Origin of the sequence: Acetobacterium sp., from assembly GCF_036508315.1 — a bacterium.
Lineage (GTDB): Bacteria > Bacillota > Clostridia > Eubacteriales > Eubacteriaceae > Acetobacterium.
This window is the reverse complement of record NZ_DATCHP010000070.1, coordinates 17,627-41,916: the sequence shown is the minus strand read 5'-3', so window position 1 is coordinate 41,916 and position 24,290 is coordinate 17,627. Positions and strand designations below refer to the sequence as shown.

Annotated in this window: 23 protein-coding genes; all 23 read left to right on the top strand. The window is 36.8% G+C overall.

Features of this window, described 5'->3' with window-relative positions:
- On the top strand, positions 1-872 hold an 872-nt coding region (locus tag VIK44_RS09230), incomplete at its 5' end, for a hypothetical protein (protein WP_331553605.1).
- A gap of 93 nt (positions 873-965) precedes the next feature.
- Complete coding sequence (locus VIK44_RS09225) at positions 966-1,610, top strand: flagellar brake protein (protein ID WP_331553604.1); 645 nt, start codon at positions 966-968, stop codon at positions 1,608-1,610.
- Positions 1,611-1,885: 275 nt separating this feature from the next.
- The gene (locus VIK44_RS09220) at positions 1,886-2,560 is read left to right on the top strand and encodes a replication initiation protein (protein WP_331553603.1); all 675 of its coding nucleotides are present in this window, start codon (positions 1,886-1,888) and stop codon (positions 2,558-2,560) included.
- Positions 2,561-2,810: 250 nt separating this feature from the next.
- Positions 2,811-3,911 (top strand): DNA-processing protein DprA, encoded by a 1,101-nt coding sequence (gene dprA, locus VIK44_RS09215; RefSeq protein WP_331553602.1) that lies wholly within the window; start codon positions 2,811-2,813, stop codon positions 3,909-3,911.
- A 118-nt stretch (positions 3,912-4,029) separates the two neighbouring features.
- On the top strand, positions 4,030-6,093 hold the full coding sequence (topA, locus tag VIK44_RS09210) for a type I DNA topoisomerase (RefSeq protein WP_331553600.1): 2,064 nt from the start codon (positions 4,030-4,032) through the stop codon (positions 6,091-6,093).
- Between the two features lie 69 nt (positions 6,094-6,162).
- On the top strand, positions 6,163-6,693 hold the full coding sequence (gene hslV / locus VIK44_RS09205; protein ID WP_331553599.1) for an ATP-dependent protease subunit HslV: 531 nt from the start codon (positions 6,163-6,165) through the stop codon (positions 6,691-6,693).
- 16 nt (positions 6,694-6,709) lie between these two features.
- Complete coding sequence (gene hslU, locus VIK44_RS09200) at positions 6,710-8,116, top strand: ATP-dependent protease ATPase subunit HslU (protein ID WP_331553598.1); 1,407 nt, start codon at positions 6,710-6,712, stop codon at positions 8,114-8,116.
- A gap of 170 nt (positions 8,117-8,286) precedes the next feature.
- Positions 8,287-9,102: a 30S ribosomal protein S2 gene (rpsB, locus tag VIK44_RS09195; RefSeq protein ID WP_331553597.1), complete on the top strand. Its 816-nt coding sequence runs from the start codon at positions 8,287-8,289 to the stop codon at positions 9,100-9,102.
- Positions 9,103-9,131: 29 nt separating this feature from the next.
- Positions 9,132-9,776, top strand: coding sequence for a translation elongation factor Ts (gene tsf / locus VIK44_RS09190; RefSeq protein ID WP_333783804.1), 645 nt, complete (start codon positions 9,132-9,134; stop codon positions 9,774-9,776).
- A gap of 117 nt (positions 9,777-9,893) precedes the next feature.
- Entirely contained in the window at positions 9,894-10,604 is a 711-nt protein-coding gene (gene pyrH / locus VIK44_RS09185) for a UMP kinase (RefSeq protein WP_331553595.1), read from the top strand.
- Between the two features lie 3 nt (positions 10,605-10,607).
- Complete coding sequence (gene frr / locus VIK44_RS09180) at positions 10,608-11,165, top strand: ribosome recycling factor (protein WP_331553594.1); 558 nt, start codon at positions 10,608-10,610, stop codon at positions 11,163-11,165.
- Between the two features lie 133 nt (positions 11,166-11,298).
- Entirely contained in the window at positions 11,299-11,790 is a 492-nt protein-coding gene (rimP, locus tag VIK44_RS09175) for a ribosome maturation factor RimP (RefSeq protein ID WP_331553593.1), read from the top strand.
- A gap of 20 nt (positions 11,791-11,810) precedes the next feature.
- Entirely contained in the window at positions 11,811-12,929 is a 1,119-nt protein-coding gene (gene nusA / locus VIK44_RS09170; protein ID WP_331553591.1) for a transcription termination factor NusA, read from the top strand.
- 68 nt (positions 12,930-12,997) lie between these two features.
- A complete protein-coding gene (gene rnpM, locus VIK44_RS09165; protein WP_331553590.1) occupies positions 12,998-13,270 on the top strand; it encodes an RNase P modulator RnpM in 273 nt (90 codons plus the stop codon).
- 28 nt (positions 13,271-13,298) lie between these two features.
- Complete coding sequence (gene infB, locus VIK44_RS09160) at positions 13,299-15,506, top strand: translation initiation factor IF-2 (protein ID WP_331553588.1); 2,208 nt, start codon at positions 13,299-13,301, stop codon at positions 15,504-15,506.
- A gap of 38 nt (positions 15,507-15,544) precedes the next feature.
- Positions 15,545-15,931 (top strand): 30S ribosome-binding factor RbfA, encoded by a 387-nt coding sequence (gene rbfA, locus VIK44_RS09155; RefSeq protein ID WP_331553587.1) that lies wholly within the window; start codon positions 15,545-15,547, stop codon positions 15,929-15,931.
- Positions 15,912-16,874, top strand: coding sequence for a bifunctional oligoribonuclease/PAP phosphatase NrnA (locus VIK44_RS09150; protein ID WP_331553586.1), 963 nt, complete (start codon positions 15,912-15,914; stop codon positions 16,872-16,874). The genes rbfA and VIK44_RS09150 overlap by 20 nt, the downstream gene beginning before the upstream one ends.
- On the top strand, positions 16,867-17,778 hold the full coding sequence (gene truB, locus VIK44_RS09145; RefSeq protein ID WP_331553584.1) for a tRNA pseudouridine(55) synthase TruB: 912 nt from the start codon (positions 16,867-16,869) through the stop codon (positions 17,776-17,778). Before VIK44_RS09150 ends, truB begins: the two co-directional genes overlap by 8 nt.
- 8 nt (positions 17,779-17,786) lie before the next feature.
- Positions 17,787-18,695 carry a bifunctional riboflavin kinase/FAD synthetase gene (locus VIK44_RS09140; protein WP_331553583.1) on the top strand — a complete coding sequence of 303 codons (909 nt, stop codon included), beginning with the start codon at positions 17,787-17,789 and terminating at the stop codon, positions 18,693-18,695.
- 122 nt (positions 18,696-18,817) lie between these two features.
- Positions 18,818-19,084 (top strand): 30S ribosomal protein S15, encoded by a 267-nt coding sequence (gene rpsO, locus VIK44_RS09135; protein ID WP_331553582.1) that lies wholly within the window; start codon positions 18,818-18,820, stop codon positions 19,082-19,084.
- Between the two features lie 55 nt (positions 19,085-19,139).
- Positions 19,140-21,218 carry a polyribonucleotide nucleotidyltransferase gene (locus VIK44_RS09130; protein ID WP_331553580.1) on the top strand — a complete coding sequence of 693 codons (2,079 nt, stop codon included), beginning with the start codon at positions 19,140-19,142 and terminating at the stop codon, positions 21,216-21,218.
- An 8-nt stretch (positions 21,219-21,226) separates the two neighbouring features.
- Complete coding sequence (dut, locus tag VIK44_RS09125; RefSeq protein WP_331553578.1) at positions 21,227-21,676, top strand: dUTP diphosphatase; 450 nt, start codon at positions 21,227-21,229, stop codon at positions 21,674-21,676.
- Positions 21,677-21,841: 165 nt separating this feature from the next.
- Positions 21,842-24,283: a DNA translocase FtsK gene (locus VIK44_RS09120; protein ID WP_331553577.1), complete on the top strand. Its 2,442-nt coding sequence runs from the start codon at positions 21,842-21,844 to the stop codon at positions 24,281-24,283.
- Positions 24,284-24,290: the final 7 nt, after the last annotated feature.

Here is a 24,290-nt window from a genome sequence, read left to right as displayed (position 1 = left end):
CAGAGGTTTCATTCAGAAAAAAAATTGAAGAATCTGCTGATATGTCTGCCAGACTGGAACAAGAACGAGATACATATATGAATATATGTGAAAAAAATGAAGAAAGTAACCGTGAAATCCAACAGCGGATGAATACCATATCAAAAGAAAAGGAAGAGCTAACCATTAAGCTGCAGGAACGTGAAGATGGACTAGTATCCCGGGATGACCTAGTGGAATATGAATCCATTGTTTTGGAAAATGAGGAATTGAAAAAACAACTCGACGCTTATAAAAAAAATATACATGATTATGCTGAACTAAATAAACAACTAAATCAATTAAAGGCGACTGTCAAGGATTTAAATACTCAAATAGAAGATTATGAAGAAAATGAAGCAACCCAACAATCCTATGACATAATCTTGGCTGAGAATGAAATTATTAAGCAAAAATATGAAGAGGCTGTTTATGAAAGCAGCATGGCATTGGCTGAAAAAGAGTCCTTTATTGAACAAAATAAAAGAATATCCGATAGTTTAATTGCAGTCAATGAAAACAATAAAGAATTAAGAAATGCGATAACAACCTCTAAACTGAAAACCAGGAAAATGATTGCTGAATTTAAAGCAAGAGCTTATGAATGCGAACAAAATCATCGAAAAAACATTGATGAAATTGCCGGAAATATTTCAAACACCTTAAAGATTCTTCATAATGAAAATAAGGATATTGCAAATCTCATTAGCAGTCCATTTGAAGAATTCGAAATTGAAACAGAAGATACGAATGAGGAGTTGGGATCAACTGCATCATTTGTTGAAGGGTTAGAAGCCATAGCCACCCTCACAGCTTCCCTGGAGAAAAAACTTCTTTCTAAAAAGAAACATTAAGTTAAAGCATGTATTAGAAAACTAAAAAAAGATGCTTTAAATTAAAAAAAAGTGATAACAAAGAAACAAATTATTTGCTTGGGAGGTTTATCAGTGAATGCTAAAGAAATAATAGTCGGGAAAAAATTGGAATTTGAAGTGATCGCTACATTAGATTCAAAAATAAGTAAAACCTATAATAGTCAGTTTATAGAAATTATTAGTAATACTGAAGTTGTTATGTCTTCTCCAGTGGAAGAATTCGAAGCTATATTACTTCCGTCAGGGACAAAAATCAGGGCAGTTTTCTTGCATGAAATTCATGGCATGCTGGGTTTTGAAGGTACCATCACTCATATCGAAAAAAACGAGGCATTAATATTGTTTCATACTAGAATTGACGATAATTTCACACTGATTCAAAGACGCAAATATTTCAGGATTGACCATTATCTTGAAGCAGAATACCATTTAATTGAAGAAGTTAATGTCCCGTACAAAAGGGCTTTGATCAAAAATATCAGTTACCACGGTGCACTCATTGAAATCGATGAGAATATCCCCGAAAATTCAATAATTGATTTGATCATATGGCTCTCAGATAAGCCTGACATAAAAATGAGATGCAGTATCATTAAAATTTCGGAAAGTGAAGTTAGAGGAATGAAAAAATATGAGCTTAACCTGAGTTTGATCTATATGAATCAGCGTGATAAAGAGAGTCTTAAAAAGTTCATTACAAGAAGTGTGACCTGTTAAAAAAACAGCAATCAAATAGAAGGGTCCATATTTAATTCCCGGGCCATTTCGACTTGCTTTAATTTGTAATCCATTCGGACTTCTTTGGGCCTTTTTCCAAGGCTTTTTTTTAACGTTGGCAATTTCCTTTTCCTTTCGTCTCATCATCAAAAAAATATTTGTTTTTAGTTTCTGTGTATATGGTATAATCCACTGATTGCACAGGCAATGTTTCAGTGATCAGGCCTGGCAGAATTGACCATGGGCTTTAGATTTTAATTAAAGGAGAATAGAGTATGACAGTTGATAACAAATTAATGGAAGCCACCGTGGTTAAATCAAATGATTTGATTTGTAACATGAAAAGTAAATTAGATTTAAACGAACAGAAAGTTGTTTTTTATTACCTGAGTCAGATTTCCCAAATGGACCCTTGTTTTAAAACAATCACAGTGTCTTTAACTGAATTCTGCGACCCCACTGACTTTGATTGTTGTAACCTAAAGCAAGTCATTAAGCATTTAGCAGGTCAAACCATTAAAATTCAAGAGAATGAGAAAATAATCAGCATGCAGTTATTTGAATCCATTGGCTTTGATCAGGAAAGCGAGTTGATGGAAATGCGTCTGGCTGATTCATTAAAACCTTACTTCCTGGGACTGACCGATTCATTTACATGTCTCCCGCTTAAAAGCGTCTTTTCGTTGAGATCCGGCACGAGTGTTCGGCTTTATGAAATATTGAAATCACAGGACAAGGTGAAGAGCATGGCCTTCACAATTGACGAATTAAGTGCGTTAACCGACGACGATGAGGACCTTGACGAGGATGAAGACCTTGACGACGGCACGATGGTTTTGTCAAGCAGAGAAATCTTAGCTTTTGCGGTGGATGATATTAATCAACACACCGATCTGGCGATTACCTATGCGTACATCGAACCGGACACCATTCGTTTTAACATTAAATGAAAAATCAACCATTTTAAAAAGCAGGTTTCCTCTTCGTTATAAACAGAGGGAAGGTGTTTTTTTTACGATTCGACAAGGATATTTACAAATATATCAAAGCAAATATAGAAATTTCGAATAGTTTAAACCATGAATATCTTAATGAACAAACATTGGGTTTGAGCATCAGTTTTTTTATATTCAAAAAGAGTTTCTTAAATCTAAAGGGTTGTGATAATATATTCGAAATGATTATTGAGGAGAATAAATAATGGATGAAAAGATATATTGGATCTGGTTTATGGGCCTTGAAAAAATATCCCTGAAACAAAAAAATATAATGATTAATCGATATAGTTCTCCTCAAACAATTTTTTCTTTAAGTCAAGAGTCCATGAAAAAATCAGGGATTTTAAAAGAAAAAGGATTGGATTATTTTTTGCAGTCAAAAAATTTAGATAATGCAAAACAAACAAGGGATTATATGGAAGTCCATCAGATTGAATTAATCACAAGGGAATCCTCTTACTATCCGGAGTCACTAAAAAATATTTATTTACCACCAGTTGCTTTTTTCACAAAAGGGGATGTTACCTTACTTGAAAATAGTTTGACCATTGGTATTGTCGGTTCCCGTAACCCAACTGTGCAAGGTGAGAAATACGCTAAGGGGTTTGCCAAAGCCCTTGCCACTGTTGGCATTACAATCGTCAGCGGTTTGGCATCCGGCATAGATGGTAACAGCCATTGGGGGAGCCTTGATGAATTGGGTAATACCATTGGGGTTTTAGGGACAGGAGTAGATGAATGTTATCCAAGATCGAATCAAAAACTTTACGATCGGATGGCTGAGAAATCCTTGATTATCAGTGAATTCAACCTGGGAGAAAAGGCATTGCCCTTTCATTTTCCCCTTAGAAATCGAATCATCAGCGGTTTATCCCAGGGTATTTTGATTATTGAAGCCCGAAAAAAAAGCGGATCATTGATTACAGCAAACCATGCTCTGGAACAAGGGAAAAATGTGTATGTTATTCCTGGAGATATTTGTTCGGTTCACTGGGCCGGGGGAAACCAGTTATTAAAAGAAGGTGCTAAATTGGTTACCGAACCCAAAGATATTCTGGAGGATTATGTTATTCCAGGAAACACTTCGGAATGGGAAAATAATTTCACCCCTGAAATCCAAATGAAAAATATAAGTGATCCGGATGAGAAAAATTTATATGATCTTATTCGTAAAGGACACGTCACCATTGATCAGCTTGTATTAATTTCAGGATTACCAGTAAATCAGGTGAACAGCTTATTAACCATGATGGAAATTGAAGAAGTCATCCAAATTAAGTACGGAAATATAATATTGACTTAAGGTGTCTGGGTTATATTATATGGCAGCATTTGTAATCAAATGTTTTTTTTGCTATAATGTTGCTGCTTATGAGTTGTTATAGTTATATATATGAATAAAAAATACAAGGAGGTATTCAATGGCTAAAACCTTAGTTATTGTTGAATCACCGGCAAAAGCAAAAACAATTAAAAAATATTTGCCTAAAGGATATGAGGTTGAAGCGACCATGGGTCACGTCATCGATCTCCCTAAAAGCCGAATCGGCATCGATATAGAAAATAATTTCACCCCAGAATATATTAAAATTCGAGGCAAGGCTCAGCTCTTGAAAAGCCTGAAAAAAGCCGCCAGCAAAGCGGATTTTGTTTATTTGGCAACTGACCCTGACAGGGAGGGAGAAGCAATCTCCTGGCATATGGCCAATTTTTTAGAAATCGACTTAAATACCAAATGTCGAATTGAGTTCCATGAAATTACAAAAAAAGCAGTCAATGCGGCCATCGATAATAAACGAAACATTGATATTGACTTAGTTAACTCCCAACAGGCGCGGCGGATTCTCGATCGACTGGTTGGATATTCGCTGAGTCCTTTTTTGTGGAAAAAAGTCAAAAAAGGCTTAAGTGGCGGACGTGTTCAGTCCGTGGTTACCCGTATCATCGTTGATCGTGAAGAAGAAATTGCAGCCTTTATTCCTGAAGAATATTGGAATCTTGATTTGTTGCTTAAAAAAATGAATGATGACAAACAATTCATTTCAAAATTTTATTCGGAAGATAAAAAAAAGAAAACCATTTTAAATGCAGAAGAGGCTTGCCGTCTGGAAAAAATTGTTTCCGAAAACCCCATAGTGGTGGATAAGGTTAAAAAACGGATTCGCAACCAGAAACCTCAACTCCCATTTACCACCAGTACGTTGCAACAGGAGGCCTATAAGGTGCTTGGCTTTACAACCCAAAGAACCATGCGATTGGCCCAGCAACTTTTTGAAGGTGTCAATATTGAAGGCAGTGGTTTAACCGGTCTGATTACCTATCTCAGAACCGACTCTACCCGAATTGCCGATGAAGCGGTTCAGGAATGCAAGGTTTACATAGAGGATCATTTTGGTGATGAATATCTTGGTAAAGAAAAAAAAGTTGTCAAGAAGAAAAATGTCCAGGGTGGCCATGAAGCCATTCGTCCGTCCACAGTAGTCATTACCCCGGCAATCGCACAGGGATCTCTTGAAAAAGATCAATATCGATTGTACAAGCTCATATGGGATCGACTCCTCAGCAGTCAGATGTCAGATGCCCAGTATTTTGTTACCGATGTTGATGTTGCCTGCGGGAATTTAATTTTTAAAACCAAAGGCGAAATACAAAAATTTGATGGTTTTACAAGAATTGGAAAAAATGCAAGTCTAAGCGATGACAGTATTCTTCCCGAATTGGTTGAAGGTGAACCTCTGGAACGGATAAAAACATCAACAGAACAGAAGTATACCAAACCACCGGCCCGTTATACTGAGGCCTCTCTGGTCAAAATTCTGGAAGAAAAAGGGATCGGTCGTCCAAGTACCTATGCACCAACCATTGCCACCATTAAGAATCGTGATTATGTTGAGGTCGTTGAAAAGCATTTTAAACCCACCGAACTAGGCGTAACCGTTACGGCCTTAATGAAGGAATACTTCAGTGATGTTGTGAATGTTACCTTTACCGCTGAAATGGAAGATAAGTTGGATGTGGTTGCTGAAGGTGAGCTTGATTGGGTTGAGGTATTAAAAAACTTTTATACGGGATTTGAGAAATCATTGACCAATGCCCAGGAAAATGCCGAAGCCATTACCATTCCAGATCCTGAATCAGATGTGGACTGTGAGTTATGCGGCCGTCGAATGGTCATTAAAAAAGGAAAGTTTGGCCGGTTTCTGGCATGTCCCGGATTTCCTGAATGCAAGAATACAAAACCTTATTTCGAAAAAACAGGAGGTCTCTGTCCACGATGTGGCGGCGAAATTGTTAAAAGAATGTCTAAAACAGGACGTACTTTTTATTCATGCAGTAACTATCCTGAATGTGACTATATGAATTGGGATTTACCGGTTCCCGACTTATGTCCCCAATGCGGATCCACATTGTTTCAAAAAGGTTTGGGGAAACGAAAAATCCTGTATTGTGACAAGCAGGATTGTGAATATAAAACATCTAATTAAGTTTTAGAGTGTAAGATCAGTGCATTAATTAATATTTGGAAAAAATTAAAGTAGAAAGAGGAGAATATCATGTTTCATGCAACTACAATTGTTGGTATTCGTCATAATGGGGAAGTTGCTATTGCTGGGGATGGACAAGTCACCATGGGCGAAAGCATCATTATGAAAAATAATGCTAAGAAAATCAGAAGAATCTATCATGACAAAATTTTAGTCGGCTTTGCAGGTTCGGTAGCTGATGCATTTACGCTTGTTGAAAAATTTGAACACAAAGTAGAGCAATACAACGGTAATTTAAAACGTGCTGCAGTTGAATTGGCAAAGGAATGGCGTTCAGATAAGATCTTAAGAAAACTTGAGGCATTACTCATTGTTATGGATCAGACAGAAACCCTGATTTTATCAGGTAATGGGGAAGTCATTGAGCCGGATGATGATATTGCAGCCATTGGTTCCGGTGGATCCTATGCCCTTTCAGCCGCACGGGCTTTAAAAAGTCATTCAAGTCTCAGCGCAAAAGAAATAGTTTATGAATCATTAAAAATCGCATCTGAAATCTGTGTTTTTACTAACGACAATATTTCGGTTGAAGTATTGTAGAAATGGATGAATGGAAATGAAAGAATTAACACCTAAAAAAATTGTTGAAGAGCTGAATCGTTATATTATTGGACAGGAACCGGCTAAAAAAGCAGTGGCTGTTGCGCTTAGAAATCGATATCGACGAAGCTTATTATCCGAAGAGTTAAGAGAGGAATTCACGCCTAAGAATATTATCCTTATGGGACCTACCGGGGTCGGTAAAACAGAAATCGCAAGACGAATGGCAAAGCTTGTTAAGGCGCCTTTCATTAAGGTCGAAGCAACAAAGTTTACGGAAGTTGGGTATGTGGGCAGGGATGTCGAATCAATGATCCGCGATCTCGTGAGTACTTCAATACGTAAAGTTCAGCAGGAAAAAATGAAGGAAGTTTATGCTGAAGCAGGAGCGAATGTCAACAAGATTATTCTTAACATACTGGTCCCTTCAAAAAAGAAAAAAGAAACCATAAAAAATCCTTTTGATTTATTTATGAAACCTTCACAACCAGCGACACCCAGCCAAAATCAAATTGACAGTGATGCTGAAAAAGAACAGACAAAAAAAGAAAAAAGAGAAGCACTCGCAAAGGATCTCGAAGCAGGACTCCTTGAAGATGAAATCATTGAAATAGAAGTTGATGATGATGGTTCAAAATCTATTGGTATTATGCAGGGTATGAACAACGATAGTATGAGTATTAACATGAATGATATTCTCGGGGATCTGATACCTCAGAAAAAGAAAAAAAAGAAAGTGTCTGTTGCAGATGCTCGAAAGATTCTCATTAATCAGGAAGCCCAAAAGCTCATTGATATGGATCAGGTACAGGAAATTGGTATTCGTGAGGCCGAACAGAACGGGATTATTTTCATTGATGAAATTGATAAAATTATTGGAAATGGCAGTAATCAAGGTCCGGATGTTTCAAGAGAAGGGGTGCAACGGGATATTTTACCTATTGTTGAAGGAAGTACCGTCAATACAAAATATGGTCCGGTAAAAAGCGATTTTATTCTTTTTATTGGTGCCGGTGCCTTTCATGTTTCGAAAATTTCTGATATGATCCCGGAACTTCAGGGACGATTTCCAATCAGTGTCCAGTTGGATAGTCTTACCGAGGATGATTTTATCCAAATACTCACGCAAACAGAAAATTCGGTTATTAAGCAATATCAGGAACTCATCCGAACAGAAAATGTTAATATAATTTTTGAAGATGGATCCATTGAGCACATTGCTAAAATTGCCTTTTTACAAAATGAAGAGGAAGAGAATATTGGTGCCAGACGTCTTCATACGGTGATGGAAAAGCTGTTGGAGGAAATTTCTTTTTATGCTTCTGACTACGAACAGGATGATTTTGTGATTGGTAAAGAATATATTGAAGGTGTTTTCAAACTATCTGAAAAAGTTGATAATTACCAGAAGTATTTACTTTAATCCATCATAATCCATTATTAATGTAAATAATACTTGTAACCATCAAAGCCTTATGTTATTATTTTAAGGTATGTATTACACACATTCTCTGACAGGGATCGGGTGCCTGATTTCAGGTCGAATTTTCTGAGTGATGAGAATGGAGGAAAAAACCTAGGAGGAAAATTATTATGGCATGTGTTTCAATGAAACAATTACTGGAAGCTGGGGTGCACTTCGGGCATCAGACTCGACGATGGAATCCAAAAATGGCTCCATACATTTTCACAGAAAGAAACGGAATCTATATTATCGATTTACAGCAAACTGTGAAAAGAATCGAAAAAGCTTATAACTTTGTAAAAGAATTAGCAGCAGAAGGCGAAGAAATTCTGTTTGTGGGAACAAAGAAACAAGCTCAAACCAGTATTGAAAGAGAAGCAAAACGTAGCGGAAGCTACTGTGTTAATCATCGTTGGTTAGGTGGAACCTTAACAAATTTTGGTACCATCAGCAAGCGAATTGATCGTCTTCATGAATTAGAACAAATGGAAGAAGATGGCACTTTTGCTCTTTTACCTAAAAAAGAAGTTATTAAATTAAAACGCCAACGTGAAAAATTGCAAAAATTCTTAGGCGGTATTAAAGAAATGAAGGGCATCCCTGGTGCGATTTTTGTCATTGATACCAAAAAAGAAAGAATTGCGATTGCGGAAGCTAAAAAACTAGGCATTCCAATTATTGGAATCGTCGATACAAACTGTGATCCTGATGAAATTGATTATATTATTCCTGGTAATGATGATGCTATCCGTGCCGTTGCTCTAATCTTATCTGTTATTTCAGATGCGATTATTGAAGGACGTCAGGGAGAACAACAAGAAGAAGAAGCGCTGCCAGTTGCTCAGACAGCACCAGTTGCTCAGACAGCACCAGTTGCTGAAGTAGTCAGTGCTGTGGAAACTGTAGCCGTTGAATCTGTAGTTGTTGAAAAAGTAACAGAATAATTTTATAAAAAAATTCCAGGAGGATAAATGTGGACGCAAAATTAGTAAAAGAATTAAGAGCAAAATGCGGTGCCGGAATGATGGACTGCAAAAATGCTTTAGTAGAAACTGATGGAGACATAGAAACAGCGATGACACTTTTGAGAGAAAAAGGTCTGGCTGCAACGAATAAAAAATCAGGAAGAATCGCAGCGGAAGGCATCGTAGATTCTTACATTCATATGGGTGGGAAGATTGGTGTATTGTTAGAAGTAAACTGTGAAACTGATTTTGTGGCAAAGAATGAAGGCTTTAGAACATTCGTTAAGGATGTCGCCATGCATATTGCAGCAAGTAACCCTCTTTATATTTCAAAAGATGAAGTGCCAGCTGAAGAAATCGAAAAAGAAAAAGAAATTCTTCGCGCACAGGCATTAAACGAAGGAAAACCTGAACAAATCGTTGATAAAATGGTTAAAGGACGGATTAGTAAATTCTATAAAGAAATTTGTCTGCTAGAACAACCTTTTGTTAAAAATTCAGATTTAACCATTGAAGATCTGGTTAAAGAACAAATAATGACCATTGGTGAAAATGTTAAAATCAGACGATTTGCCCGTTTCCAAATGGGCGAAGGTTTAGAGAAAAAGACTGAAAACTTTGCGGAAGAAGTCGCTAAGCAATTAAACACATAAGTTTAAAAAAAAGGACACATCAGTGTTCTTTTTTTACAGTTAATGGCGTTGTAAATTTTAAACAATTAAGATATAATATGACAAAGGAAAGTATGACACAAGAAAGGGGGGTTATTTTTGGAACCGAAATATAAACGCGTAATAATTAAATTGAGTGGTGAAGCGATGTCAGGTCCGGCAGGACATGGTATCAATACGCCCACAGTAATGGCTATTTGCGAACAAATCAAAGAGGTTTTTGAACTGGGAGTAGAAATTGCTATTGTTGTTGGTGGTGGAAATTTCTGGCGTGGTCGAAGTGGTGAAGGTATGGATAAGTCCACTGCTGACTATATGGGAATGCTTGCAACAGTTATTAATGCTCTGGGTTTACAGGATGTTCTTGAAGAAATGGGTGTGCCTGTTCGGGTGCAAACAGCCATCGAAATGAAACAGATTGCGGAGCCTTATATTCGGCGAAAAGCGATCAGGCATCTGGAAAAAAGAAGAATTGTTATCTTTGCTTCAGGTACCGGTAATCCCTTTTTCACAACGGATACAACAGCTGCATTAAGAGCAGCAGAAATCGATGCAGAAATCATCCTGCTGGCAAAAAGTATTGATGCTGTTTATGATTCAGATCCTTTAATAAATCCTGATGCGAAACGATATACAGAATTAACGTATATCGAGGTTTTAAATAAAGGTCTTAAGGTAATGGATTCAACAGCAACATCATTATGTATGGACAATCATATTCCAATTCTTGTATTTGGTTTAAATGATCCAAAAAATATTCTGCGTGCCATAATGGGCGAAAAAATTGGTACAATTATTCAGGAGGTGTAGATCATGGTAAATGATATAAAAGCAACTACGGTCGAAAAAATGAACAAGGCCCTTAATAATCTTAATGAAAGCTTATCCAGCTTACGAGCAGGAAGAGCAAATCCAAGAATTCTTGATAAGGTACTTGTAGATTATTACAATACTCCAACCGCACTCAATCAGCTTGCAAGTATCAGCACACCTGAAGCAAGAATGATTGTTGTCCAACCCTATGATTCAACAGCAATACCTGCCATTGAAAAAGGAATACTAAAATCTGATCTTGGATTTAATCCTTCAAATGATGGTAAAATCATTCGGCTGCTTATTCCTCAACTCACAGAAGAGCGTCGAAAAGACCTGGTAAAGCTTGTTAAAAAATATGGTGAAGAATGTAAGGTTGCCATCCGTAACATTCGAAGGCATGCGATCCAGGATTTAAAGGATAGCCAAAAAGAAGGTTTGATTACTGAAGATGACTTAAAACAAGGTGAAAAAGAAATCCAAAAGTTTACAGATGATGAGATTAAAAACGTTGAACTCATTCTAAAAGATAAGGAAGCAGAAATTTTAGAAGTGTAGTTGTTTTTATGAGATATGAATTTATTAATTGTAGGTACAATTCAATAAAATTTCATTAAGAGTGGGGTAACCCACTCTTAACTATTTTTACCGCAAAGGTAATTCATAGTAATTCAGACAAAAAGGAGATTTTATGAAAAAAGTTTCAAGAGAAGTTTTATTAGAAGAACTAATTACTCCGGCTGTAGAATCTCTCGGCTATGAGTTGGCAGATCTTATTTTCGAAAAAAGAGGTAAGGATTGGTTCTTAATACTTTTTATCGACTTGGATGAAGGTATAACAATGAATGATTGCGAAGTAGTCAGTCGAGCGATCAGTGATGTTCTTGATGAAAGTGACCCCATTGAACAAAGTTATTTTCTGGAAGTTTCATCTCCGGGAATAGATCGTCCGATAAAGAAAGAACGTCACTATGTGGCAAATATTAATAAAAAAATAACCATACATCTCTTTGCGCCATTGAACGGAAAGAAAGACTACTCTGGGATTTTAAAATCTTATACCAGTGAGTCGCTCTCTCTTGAACTTGAAACCGGTGAGATTATTCATATGGATAATAATAAAATAGCTAAAGCAAATGTTTTGGATGAGTTGAATTTCAAAGCTCAACCTAAACCTGAATAATATGGAAGGCGGAAAAAATTATGAACCCGGAGTTTATCAGAGCTCTAGATAAAATTCAAGAAGAGAAATCAATTGATAAAGAAGATTTAATTGAAGCAATTGAGGCGGCTATTACCACAGCATATAAAAAAAATTATGGTAATGCCCAAAATGTTGAAATTAATATAGATCGCGAAAAAGGGGATATCCAAGTTTTTGCAATGAAAGAAATTATGGAAGTTCCGGAAAATGATCTTTATCAGATCTCACTTGAAAAAGCAAGAGAAGTTGATCCTAACTATAAAGTTGGCGATCTTTTTAGGAAAGAAGTACGGCCAAGAGATTTTGGTAGAATTGCTGCACAGAATGCCAAGCAATTAATCATCCAGCGAATCAAAGAAGCAGAAAGAAATATTATTTATAACGATTTTCTTGAACGACAGGACGAAGTTTTAACAGGTATCATCAAACGTATTGAAAAAGGAATTGTCTATGTTGAGGTTGGAAAACTTGAAGCGGCAATGCTTCCCTCTGAACAAACACTGGGTGAAACTTATGAAATTAACCAGAGGATAAAAGTCTACTTGCTAATGGTTAAGAAGACAACTAAAGGTCCCCAGGTTAATGTTTCAAGAACTCATCCGGGATTGGTAAAACGCCTTTTTGAATCAGAAGTGCCAGAAATATTTGATGGTATTGTTGACATTGTTTCAATATCCAGAGAAGCAGGTTCAAGAACAAAGGTTGCGGTTAAAGCAAATGATCCGAGCATTGATCCGGTAGGAGCATGCGTTGGCCAAAAAGGCGTCCGGGTTCAAAATATTATCAATGAGCTTTCCAATGAAAAAATTGATGTCATTAAATGGAGCGAACATATTGAAGAATATATAGCCAATGCTTTGAGTCCTGCAAAGGTTGTAAGAGTCATTCCTCATAAGGAAGATAAAACGGCAATAGCTATTGTTGATGACTATCAACTTTCATTGGCCATTGGAAAAGAAGGTCAAAACGTTCGTCTGGCTGCAAAGCTGACGGGTTGGAAAATTGATATAAAAAGCAAACTCACTTATGTTGGCGATCCTATGATTCCCGAAAAACCTGTAAAAAGCTCTGAAGATATTTTAATGGAATTGAAAGACGAGCTTGAACTGGAATTTTAATCGTTTAATCAATATTTTAGCTTTGTTATGATATAATATTCTCATTGTCAATATTAGAGAGGTTGAATATGAAAAAAATTCCACAGCGAACCTGTGTCATATGCCATTCAAAATATGATAAACGTGACTTATTACGGATTGTTTCAGATAATTCCGGACATATTTTCTATGATCCTACTGGAAAAGCGAATGGTCGTGGTGCATATTTGTGCAAATCCGAAGAGTGCATTAATCAATTTTTAAATAAAAATTATCTGGAACGGGCTTTTAAAAGAAAAGTGGAGAAGGAAGTCGTCGAAAGTGTGCGACAGCAACTCGCTGAAAAAATAATTACTAAATAAATACATAAAATTTGAAGGGAGGAATAATATGTCAAAATTAAGAGTATACGATTTTGCAAAAAAATATAATATTCCAAGTAAAGAATTCGTAGCCATTTTAAATCAACACAATATTCCTGTAAAAAACCATATGAGCGCCCTAACTGAACAACAAATTTCTGAATTTGAAGAAAAGTTTGATAAGGAAAAATATTTTAGGGATGCAGAAAAAAACGTACCTGTTGGTTCTCAAGAGAAAAGTCCAGTAAAGGCTGTTCAAAATGAAACTCAGGAACAAAAAAAAGAACAGGAAACAACTACTAAGAAAGAACCTGTTAAAAGTAAAAATACTTCCGGAGGTTCGTTTAAAAAACCCGGAGACAAAAAGCGCCCGGGTTCTGGAAACCAGGGATCTCAACCCAAAACACGAGATCACACTAAAAAAGAGAAAACAGCAAGAAGTGTTTATAAACGGATAAAGGATGAAAAAAAGAAAACCGTTCAGGAAAACCAAGTCTATCAAATTCCTGAAATTCTTACCGTTGGAGAACTTGCAGATATTCTTGAAATAAATGTTACTGATATCATTAAAACATTAATGATGGCTGGTACGATGGTCAGTATAAACCAGGAAATTGACTTTGATACGGCTTCACTTGTTGCTTCAGAATTTGGTTTTGAAGTTGAAGCCATTAAAATCGAGGATGTTGTTGCTAAAATCCTTGAGGAATATGACGAAGAAGAAACTGATAATGCAACCATACGTCCGGCAGTTGTTACTGTTATGGGACATGTCGATCACGGTAAAACATCTCTTCTTGACCGCATTCGTAAAACAAATGTTATGTCCAGTGAAGCAGGTGGGATTACCCAGCACATTGGGGCTTACACGGTTAACGTTAAAAATCAATCAATTACATTTATTGATACACCGGGTCATGAAGCCTTTACAGCAATGCGTTCGCGTGGGGCTCAAATTACGGATATTGCGGTTCTGGTTGTTGCTGCAGATGACGGCGTTATGCCACAAACAGTAGAAGCCATTAATCATGCTAAGGCAGCCGGTGTTCCGATTTTAGTTGCTATTAATAAAATTGATAAACCAGGTGCTGATCCTGATCGTGTCAAACAGGATTTAACCAAATATAATCTTGTCGTAGAAGAATGGGGCGGTGAAACCATCGCTGTGCCTGTATCTGCTAAAACAGGAGAAGGTATAGACAGCTTGCTTGAAATGATCATCATGATGTCGGAAATGGAAGAATTAAAAGCTGACGCCGGACGTGAAGCTCGAGGGAGTGTCATTGAAGCCCAGGTAAAAAGAGGCAAGGGCCCAGTAGCAACACTATTAGTTCAGCAGGGAACTTTGCATGTAGGAGATTCCATTATTTCAGGTACAACTTATGGTAAGGTAAGAACCATGGTTGATGATAAGTCAAAGCGTCTTAAAAAAGCAGGGCCTTCAGTGCCGGTTGAAGTTTCAGGACTTTCTGATATTTTGGTTGCCGGAGACGATTTTATTGTTCTTGAAAATGAAAAAGAAGCCCGACAATTAGCAGAAAAACGCAAGGAACTTCAAAAAGGCGAAAAAGTACGTCGTACAAATATTTCTTTGGATGATCTCTTTAGCCAAATTACGGATGGTAATATTCAGGATATTAACATTATTATTAAAGCTGATGTCCAGGGGTCTATTGAAGCCATTATTCAATCCCTTGAAAAACTGGACAATGCTTCAGTGAGAATCAATGTAATTCATGGTGCGGTTGGTGCCATTAACGAAACCGATATTCTGCTTGCATCCACATCCAATGCTATTGTTATTGGATTTAATGTTCGACCTGATAAAAATGCATTGAAATTGGCAGAAACTGAAGAAGTTGATATTCGTCTATACCGTGTAATTTATGATGCCATTGATGACATAAAAAAAGCGATGGAAGGCATGCTGGCACCAGAATATCGTGAAAAAATTCTGGGAAATGCTGAAATACGAGAAGTCTTTAAGATTCCAAGTATTGGTACAATTGCCGGTTGCTATGTTACTGATGGGAAAATCAATCGAAACGATGACATTAGAATTATCAGAGATGGAATTGTTGTGTTCGAAGGCAAAATTGAATCTTTAAAACGTTTCAAAGATGATGTTAAAGAAGTCAGTACCGGATATGAATGCGGTATTGGTATTGAAAATTACAACGATCTAAAAACTGGTGATGTTATTGAAGCATTTACCATGGAAAAAATTGAAAGATAAACAATTGTTTTTCTTTCATAATGAAGGAGGCCAAAATAATGGCATCACATCGCAGTGAAAAAATTAATGGACAAATTCAAAGAGAATTGAGTTTGATCATTATTCATAAAATGAAAGATACACGGATCACAGACAGTAATTTAAGTATTACCAGTGTTAAGGCAACCACAGATTTAAAAACAGCGACGGTCTATGTCAGTGTTTTTGGAAATGAAGCTCAGAAAAAGGCAGTGATTGATCTTTTGAACAATGCAAAGAGTTTTTTAAGATCAAGTCTAGGTCAAGTCATAAAAGTCCATTCTGTTCCCGCATTAGTATTTGAAATTGATGATTCTGTTGAATATGGAATGCACATCGAATCTATTTTAAAAGACATAGAGGATAAGAAAAAGTTGAAGGAATCAAATGAAGAAGATTCCGAATGAAATTATTGAATGTTTAAATGAAAACAATAGTTTTCTTATTTTATTACATCAAAAACCTGACGGAGATGCAATCGGCTCAGCTATTGCCTTGGGAAAAGGATTAAAAGAGTTGAACAAATCTGTTGATTATTATATTGAAATGCCTATTGAAGAAAAATTACTTTTCTTTCCAGAGATTAAGTGTTTTAATCAATCCTTAAAGGACGAATATGACATTATTATTTTTCTGGATTGCTCCAGTTACGAATTTTCTTTCAAGCCTGAACCATTTCCCAGGGCGAAGGCAAACATGGTTATTGATCATCATAAAAGCAATAATTGTTTCGGCGATCTTAATTTTGTGGAAATTACAGGAGCAACGGCTGAAATTGTATTTCGTATCATAAAAAAATTGGGCGTTAAGATAAGTGAAGAAATTACAGATGCTGTCTTTACAGGGATTTCTACAGATACTGGAAGTTTTCAGTTTTCAAATGTTACTGCAGATACGCATACAATTCTTAGTGAAATATACATGATTAAATCAGACTTTGCACCTTTGTCAAAAAGATTGCATAGCCAGAAAAATTTTTGCCAAATGAAAATGACGGGTGCTGCAATACACTCTTTGGAGATAATGACAGATACACCCATTGCAATAATGGTTCTGGATCATGATACCATTACAAGCTACGGTGGGACACTGAATATTAGTGAAGATGTTGCAAATATCGGCCAAAACACCAGTGGTGTCATTATTACTGCACTTTTGAAAGAAGTTAAAGAAGGTGAGTATCGGGTATCCCTTCGAGCAAAAGCTCCTTTTGACATACATAAGGTTGCCTTAAAATATGGTGGTGGCGGTCATGAACGTGCAGCAGGATTTAGTTTTAGCGGAGATATTGACCTTTTGAAAAAAGATCTTCTCGATGTTTATCAAACCCAGTGTGATTTAATTGACTGAGTATAATGGGTATCTCAATGTTTACAAGGAAAAAGGGATGACGTCCCATGATGTTGTTTTTAAAGCACGAAAAATTCTGAAAACAAAAAAAATAGGACATACCGGTACTCTTGATCCTGATGCTGAAGGCGTTCTCGTTTTATGTATTGGAAAAGCCACTAAAATGGTTGAATACATCATAGAGCATGAAAAAACCTATGAAGCTCAAGTGATTCTTGGGTTTGAAACCGATACTGCTGATATTTCCGGAAAGGTTATTAAGGATGGCGGATCAAAGGTTACTGATGATGCCTTTAGAAAAGTATTAAACCAATTCACCGGAAATATCATGCAAAAGCCGCCTATCTATTCAGCAATAAGAATTAATGGAAAAAAGCTGTATCATTACGCAAGAAATGGCGAAACCGTTGAAATACCATTTCGTCCTGTTTATGTATCAAAACTGACGCTTCTTGATTTCTCAGAGGAAAAACAAAGTGCAAAAGTGATGATCACCTGCTCAAAAGGAACGTACGTGCGATCGTTGTGCCGGGATATCGGTATGGCTCTTGGTTCCTATGGTTGCATGGGTAGTTTGCTTCGCCATAAGGTTGGTGATTTCACAATTGACACAGCGCATAAACTTTCTGAAATAGAAGAAAAAGAAGCCGGAAATCAATTGAATGATTTCATATTTTCCATGGAATATTCCCTTGACCGGTATCGACGTGTTACCGCCAATGAACAAGGTAAAAAATTTCTGATCAATGGGAATAAGCTTTACCAATGGAATGCGGTTGAATCTTTTGATACGTATCTTCCATCAGAAATATTGCGTTTATATGTTGACAACGAATTAGTGGGCATGGGTTCTTTTTACCCAAGTGAAGAAGATGCCTATGTAAAACCAGTAAAACTATTGTGAGGCAGATAATGAAAAAACTAGCATACAAGGGAGACGAAATTGTTTTAGCCCTTGGTTTTTTCGATGGTGTTCATCTGGGGCATCAAGCCCTCTTAAATGAAACAATTAATATCGGAAAAACCAAGGGATATAAAACAGGTGTCGTGACATTCAAAGAGCATCCATTAGAATTGATTTTCCCGAAATATTCACCTTGGTTAATTACTTCAAATGATGAAAAACAAGCTATGATTCTTGAACTGGGAATTGACTATGTTTTTTTAAACGCTTTTAATTCAAAACTCATGAAGCTTACCCCGGAGAAATTTATTGTGGATTATCTTTTAAAGAAATATAAGGTAAAGACAATTGTGGTGGGCTTTAATTATAATTTTGGATATAAAGGAACGGGAACAACAGCAGATTTAATAGCCCTGGGCGAGAAATACGGATTTACAGTTTCAATTGTACCACCATGCATAGTTGACAAAAATCGAGTGAGTTCTTCTTATGTGAGAGAATTGATCAGTTGTGGACAGGTAGAAGAGGTAAAAACATTTTTGGGCCGGGACTACGCATTAACCGGAAAAGTTGTTGAAGGGAAGGGTCTTGGTCGACAATATGGGATTCCAACCGCAAACCTGCAACTACAGAAAAAGATTGTTTTGCCAAATACCGGGGTTTACTTTACTTATGTTTATCATAAGGGTGAATGCTTTTATGGTCTTACCAATTTAGGGTTTAATCCAACTTTTGAAAAGCATCCCTTTAGCATTGAAACTTATATTTTTAATTTTGAAGAAGATATTTATGGGGATGAAATTACAATTGTTTTTAAGAAAAAAATTCGCAATGAGATTAAATTTAATAATATTAATGAATTAATTTTACAGATTAAAGATGACATAGAGTATGTGAGAGAACATTATATTAATTAAATCCATTTACACTCCATGCCATTTATGCTATGATTACTAAGTTAATTCCATTCTCTTAGTTTTTTGATACTCCAACAAAATTCTCAGTCTATGGATAATTTATTCAAAAAGGAGATTTTAAAATGATTAGCAAAGAATTAAAAGCACAAGTAGTCGAAGACTACAAAACACACGAGGGTGATACTGGATCACCTGAAGTTCAAATTGCACTATTAACTGCAAGAATTAATGACCTTAATGGGCATCTTCAAATCCATAAGAAAGATCATCATTCACGCCGTGGTTTATTAAAACTTGTTGGACAGCGAAGAAGACTTTTAACTTACCTTAAAGGTAAAGCTATCAATCGATATCGTGAACTAATCCAAAGATTAGGCTTAAGAAAATAATCTGGGGCGGAGTATTCCGCCTCTTTTTTTTAAAAAAAAAAGAAAGTGAGAAAAAATGAATATTTTTGAAACACAAATTGCTGGTCGTCCGTTCCGGGTGGAAATTGGTGAGGTTGCCCAACTCGCTAAGGGCGCTGCCATGATTAGATATGGTACAACAGAAATTTTGGCTGTGGCTTCAGCCTCTAAGAAACCACGTGAAGGTATGGATTTTTTCCCTTTAAGTTGCGATTATGAAGAAAAACAATATTCAGTAGGGAAATTTCCCGGTGGTTTTATTAAACGTGAAGGCCGACCAACTGAAAAAGCAATATTAAGCAGCCGACTCATTGATCGACCCATCAGACCGCTTTTTCCTAAGGGATTTAGAAATGATGTCCAAATTATAACGACAGTTATGTCAGTTGATCAGGACAACGCCCCTGAAATCGTTGCAATGATTGGCTCATCCATCGTATTATCCATTTCAGATATTCCTTTTAATGGTCCAACTGGAGCTGTTGAAATAGGATACCTTAATGGAGAATACATTGTTAACCCTAATGAAGAACAACGCCACCTCAGTGAGCTCAGCTTAATCGTATCTGGAACAAAAGATGCCATTATGATGGTTGAAGCCGGTGGAAATGAAATTTCTGAAGCAGTTATGCTTGACGGAATTTTACTGGCACACGAAGAAATTAAAAAAATATGCGCTTTCCAGGAAGAAATCATCGCTGCTGTAGGAAAAGCAAAAAAAGATTATGTTCTTTTTATACCTACCGAAGAAATGAAGGCAGAAGTTGTAGCCTTTTTAGGCGATCAATTGACAAGTGCAGTTAAAACAGCTGATAAGCTTGAACGACTGGAAAATATCGATGCAACAAAAGATCTCATTAGAAAACATTTCTCCGAAATTTATCCAAACCAGGGAAATGAAATTGATGATGTCTTTAGTTCCCTTTTGAAAAAAGAAATAAGACGTCTTATTCTTGAAGATCGCATTCGTCCTGACAATCGTAAGACGGATGAAATCCGACCCATTTCTGCAAAGGTTGATTATCTTGCCAGACCCCATGGTTCTGGTTTATTTACCCGGGGCGAAACCCAGGTTTTATCAGTGGTGACATTGTCAGTCTTGAAGGATGTTCAAATTCTTGATGGTTTGTCCAATGATAATTCAAAACGATATATTCATCATTATAATTTCCCTTCATATAGTGTCGGTGAAGCACGTCCATCCAGAGGTCCCGGACGACGTGAAATTGGACATGGTGCCCTTGCAGAACGTGCATTGATGCCAATGCTCCCTTCAGAGGAAGAATTTCCCTATGCCATTCGGGTGGTTTCAGAAGTTCTCAGCTCAAACGGTTCCACTTCACAAGCCAGTGTCTGTGGCAGTTCCATTTCACTAATGGCGGCTGGTGTACCATTAAAAGCACCGGTTGCAGGAATTGCAATGGGTCTCATAAAAGAAAATGACCAACTTGCAATTCTTTCAGATATCCAGGGAATGGAAGATGCCCTGGGAGACATGGATTTCAAAGTTGCTGGAACCGAAGCCGGGATTACCGCTATCCAAATGGATATTAAGGTGGATGGTATCAGCAAAGAAGTATTAACCGAAGCACTGGAACAGGCACGAATCGGTCGACTTCATATTTTAGGTATTATGAATGAAGAAATTAAAGCACCACGAGCTGATTTATCACCCTATGCTCCACGTATTATTATTCTTCAGATTAAACCTGGAAAAATCAGAGATGTTATTGGTTCCGGCGGAAAAGTAATCAATAAAATTATTGATGAAACCGGAGTTAAGATAGATATTCAGGATGATGGTCGAGTGTTCATCGCATCCTTGGATACTGCTTCAGGTAATAAGGCAAAAGAAATCATTGAAAATATTGTACGTGAAGTTGAGATTGGAGAAGTCTTTACTGGTACAGTTGTAAGAATTATGAATTTTGGCGCGTTTGTATCCATACCAGGTGATAAAGATGGCCTCATTCACATCTCAAAGCTTGCCAACGAACGTGTCAATGCTGTTGAAGATGTTGTAAATATTGGCGATAAAGTTCTCGTTAAGGTCATGGAAATTGATGGCCAGGGTCGTATTAACTTATCTCGTAAGGCTATGCTGCCTAAGGAATAGTGACTATTTTGAAAACATGTAAAATAAAAATATTCAATGATTCAGAACATTCTCTTCCTGAATACCAGACAGTGGGATCAGCAGGAGTTGATTTACAGGCAAACCTCAGTGAAATGATTTTACTGCACCCACATCAGGTTTACCAGATTCCAACCGGCATATTTCTTGAAATACCGGTTGGAATTGAAGCCCAAGTCAGAGCACGAAGCGGTTTAGCTCTTAAACATGGTCTTTCTCTGGTTAATGGTATTGGAACCATAGACTCCGATTTTCGTGGAGAAATTAAGGTTCTTGTGATAGTTTTAATTGATAAACCTTATCAACTTCAGCCAGGTGAAAGAATTGCCCAAATGGTTTTTTCAGAGTATATTAAAGCAGATTTTTCAAAAGTTAATACCATTGAAGCATTAGAAAGCAGTGACCGTGGGGTTGGTGGCTTTGGTCACTCAGGAAAATAAAATTTAATCGTTCTAATCACATAGTTTAAAGTAAGCTTAACCATGAAAATTAAATTTTCAATGAATGCTGCACCACTTTCCAATCGTAGTATTATAAAATAATCACAAGGTGCAGGTATTACCTGCACCTTTTATTATATCTTTAATTAAAGTTAGAGGAGAATAATGGCCGTAAAAAAAAGTAATTCTAAAAATCAAACAAAAAGAAAAACACCAGGACGCCGCAAAAAAAGCAATTCAACTAAAAAGCTATTTAATAATAACTTAGTGATAGGTTTATTTTTCATTGCCATCGGAATATTTTCGGCTTTTGCCTATATTTTTGGCGGTGGAGTGGTAGGAAACATTGTGAAACAGGGATTTATCTATTGTTTTGGAGTACCCTTACTTTTTGTATCACTTTATCTCTTTGTGCTCGGCGTTTTATTCTGTCTGAATAAAATTGAAGATTGGGCCCGAAATTTTTTCCTGATCGCTATTTTATTAATCAATATAATGATTGCCTTTAGTATTTACATTCCTGATTTTTCAGGATATAGTGTTTTACAACTCTTTAGTTTAGCCCAATATGGTCAATACGGTGGGATTATCGGTATCTTACTGGCAGCCTTATTCGTGAAATTATTTTCTTCCAACGGAACCGTTTTAATTATATTGATTAGTTCAATTATTATCTTAGTTATTATCTTTAAAAACAGTCTGAAAAAATACTGGGAATATATCAAGGAAAAGAATAAAGATGCACCTTCATTAAACGAGCGTATTTCAGAAAAAATTGAAATCGCCAAGGATAAAAAGAGAATTAAAGATGAAGTCAAAGCTACAAAAAATCATAGCTCAGAGACAACGATGATACCACCGGTCAGTGATTTAATAAATGACGGTTCATTATTTGAACCACTTCAGATTAATGAAAATAAATCTTTTTTTGAATCAGCAAATAAAATAGATAAGGGTCAAAAAAAGAAACCCTTCGGTGATCCCTTTGGTTTCACTGAAGAAGAAATTGCGAATCAAGAGACAACGCCGATGAAAATCAATGAGCATTTTCTTAACCCGATTGAACCAATGGCCGGGGTGGCAGACAAAAATACAAACAAAAATAATGATGAAACGAAGATGATAAATAAAAACGAAGAAGAAACAAAACTCATAAATCTTGAAAACATCACGATCGAAGAAATGACACCGGATTATGTATTTCCGTCCATGGACCTTTTGAATCCCCAAGTGGTAAAAAAGAAATCCAAAAAAGATGATGTTATGAAAAAAGCAAAAATAATCGAAGAAACACTTAAGAATTTTGGGGTTAAGGCAAAAATAATTGAGGTCAACGTTGGACCCAGCATTACCCGTTTTGAACTTCAGCTTGACCCCGGAGTAAAGGTGAACAAGTTTGTCAGTCTATCCAATGATTTAGCCCTGGCCCTGGCAACCTCTGATATTCGAATTGAAGCCCCTATTCCAGGAAAAGCAGCGGTTGGAATTGAAGTTCCCAATGATGTTTCAGAAATTGTTGGTTTACGAGAGATCATCGACACACCTAAATTTATCGATAGTAAAAGTCCATTGACCTTTGCACTTGGAAAAACACTTTCGGGAGAAAGTGTGATTGGGGATATTGGAAAAATGCCCCATATGCTCATTGCAGGAGCCACAGGTTCCGGGAAAAGCGTATGCATTAATAGTATTATTGTCAGCCTAATCTACAAATCTTCACCGGATGAAGTGCGATTTATTATGATTGACCCTAAAATGGTTGAATTAAATCAATACAATGCCATTCCACATTTACTTATTCCAGTTGTAACGGATCCTAAAAAAGCTGCTTATGCTCTTAATTGGGGCCTGAAGGAAATGACCGATCGTTATATATTGTTCAAGAATAATAATGTGAGAGACATAAAAGGTTATAATCAATTGATGACGACACAGGGTGAAAAAAAACTAGCCCGGATTGTCATTGTCATCGATGAGTTGGCAGACCTGATGGCCACTTCACCCAAAGAAGTTGAAAATGCCATATGCCGGATAGCTCAACTGGCTCGGGCCTGCGGTATCCATTTAATCATTGCTACCCAGAGGCCATCAGTGGATGTTATTACCGGACTGATCAAAGCCAACATTCCATCGAGAATTGCTTTTTCAGTCGCATCCAATACGGATTCTAGAACGATTTTAGATATGGGTGGTGCTGAAAAACTTCTTGGCAAGGGCGACATGCTTTATTTTCCTGTCGGGCAATCCAAGCCAACCCGGGTACAGTGTACCTATGTGTCGGATTCAGAAATAAATGCGGTGATTGACGCCGTGGAAATCAAAAAAGGCATCCAATACGATCCTGCCATTGAAGAAGCCATTTCAAAAGAACCGGAAGTCAAAACAAAAACCAGACAAGGGGATGCGCTCATTGATGATGCAATCACCATTGGTTTTGAATATAATCAGTTATCAACATCAATGCTACAGCGAAAGTTACAGGTAGGATATGCCCGGGCCGGAAGAATTATTGATGATCTCGAAGAACGTGGGGTTATTTCAGGCCCCAATGGCAGTAAACCACGAAAATTATTGGTTTCTCAAGATGAATATAATAGTCGGGAGTAGGTGAAAA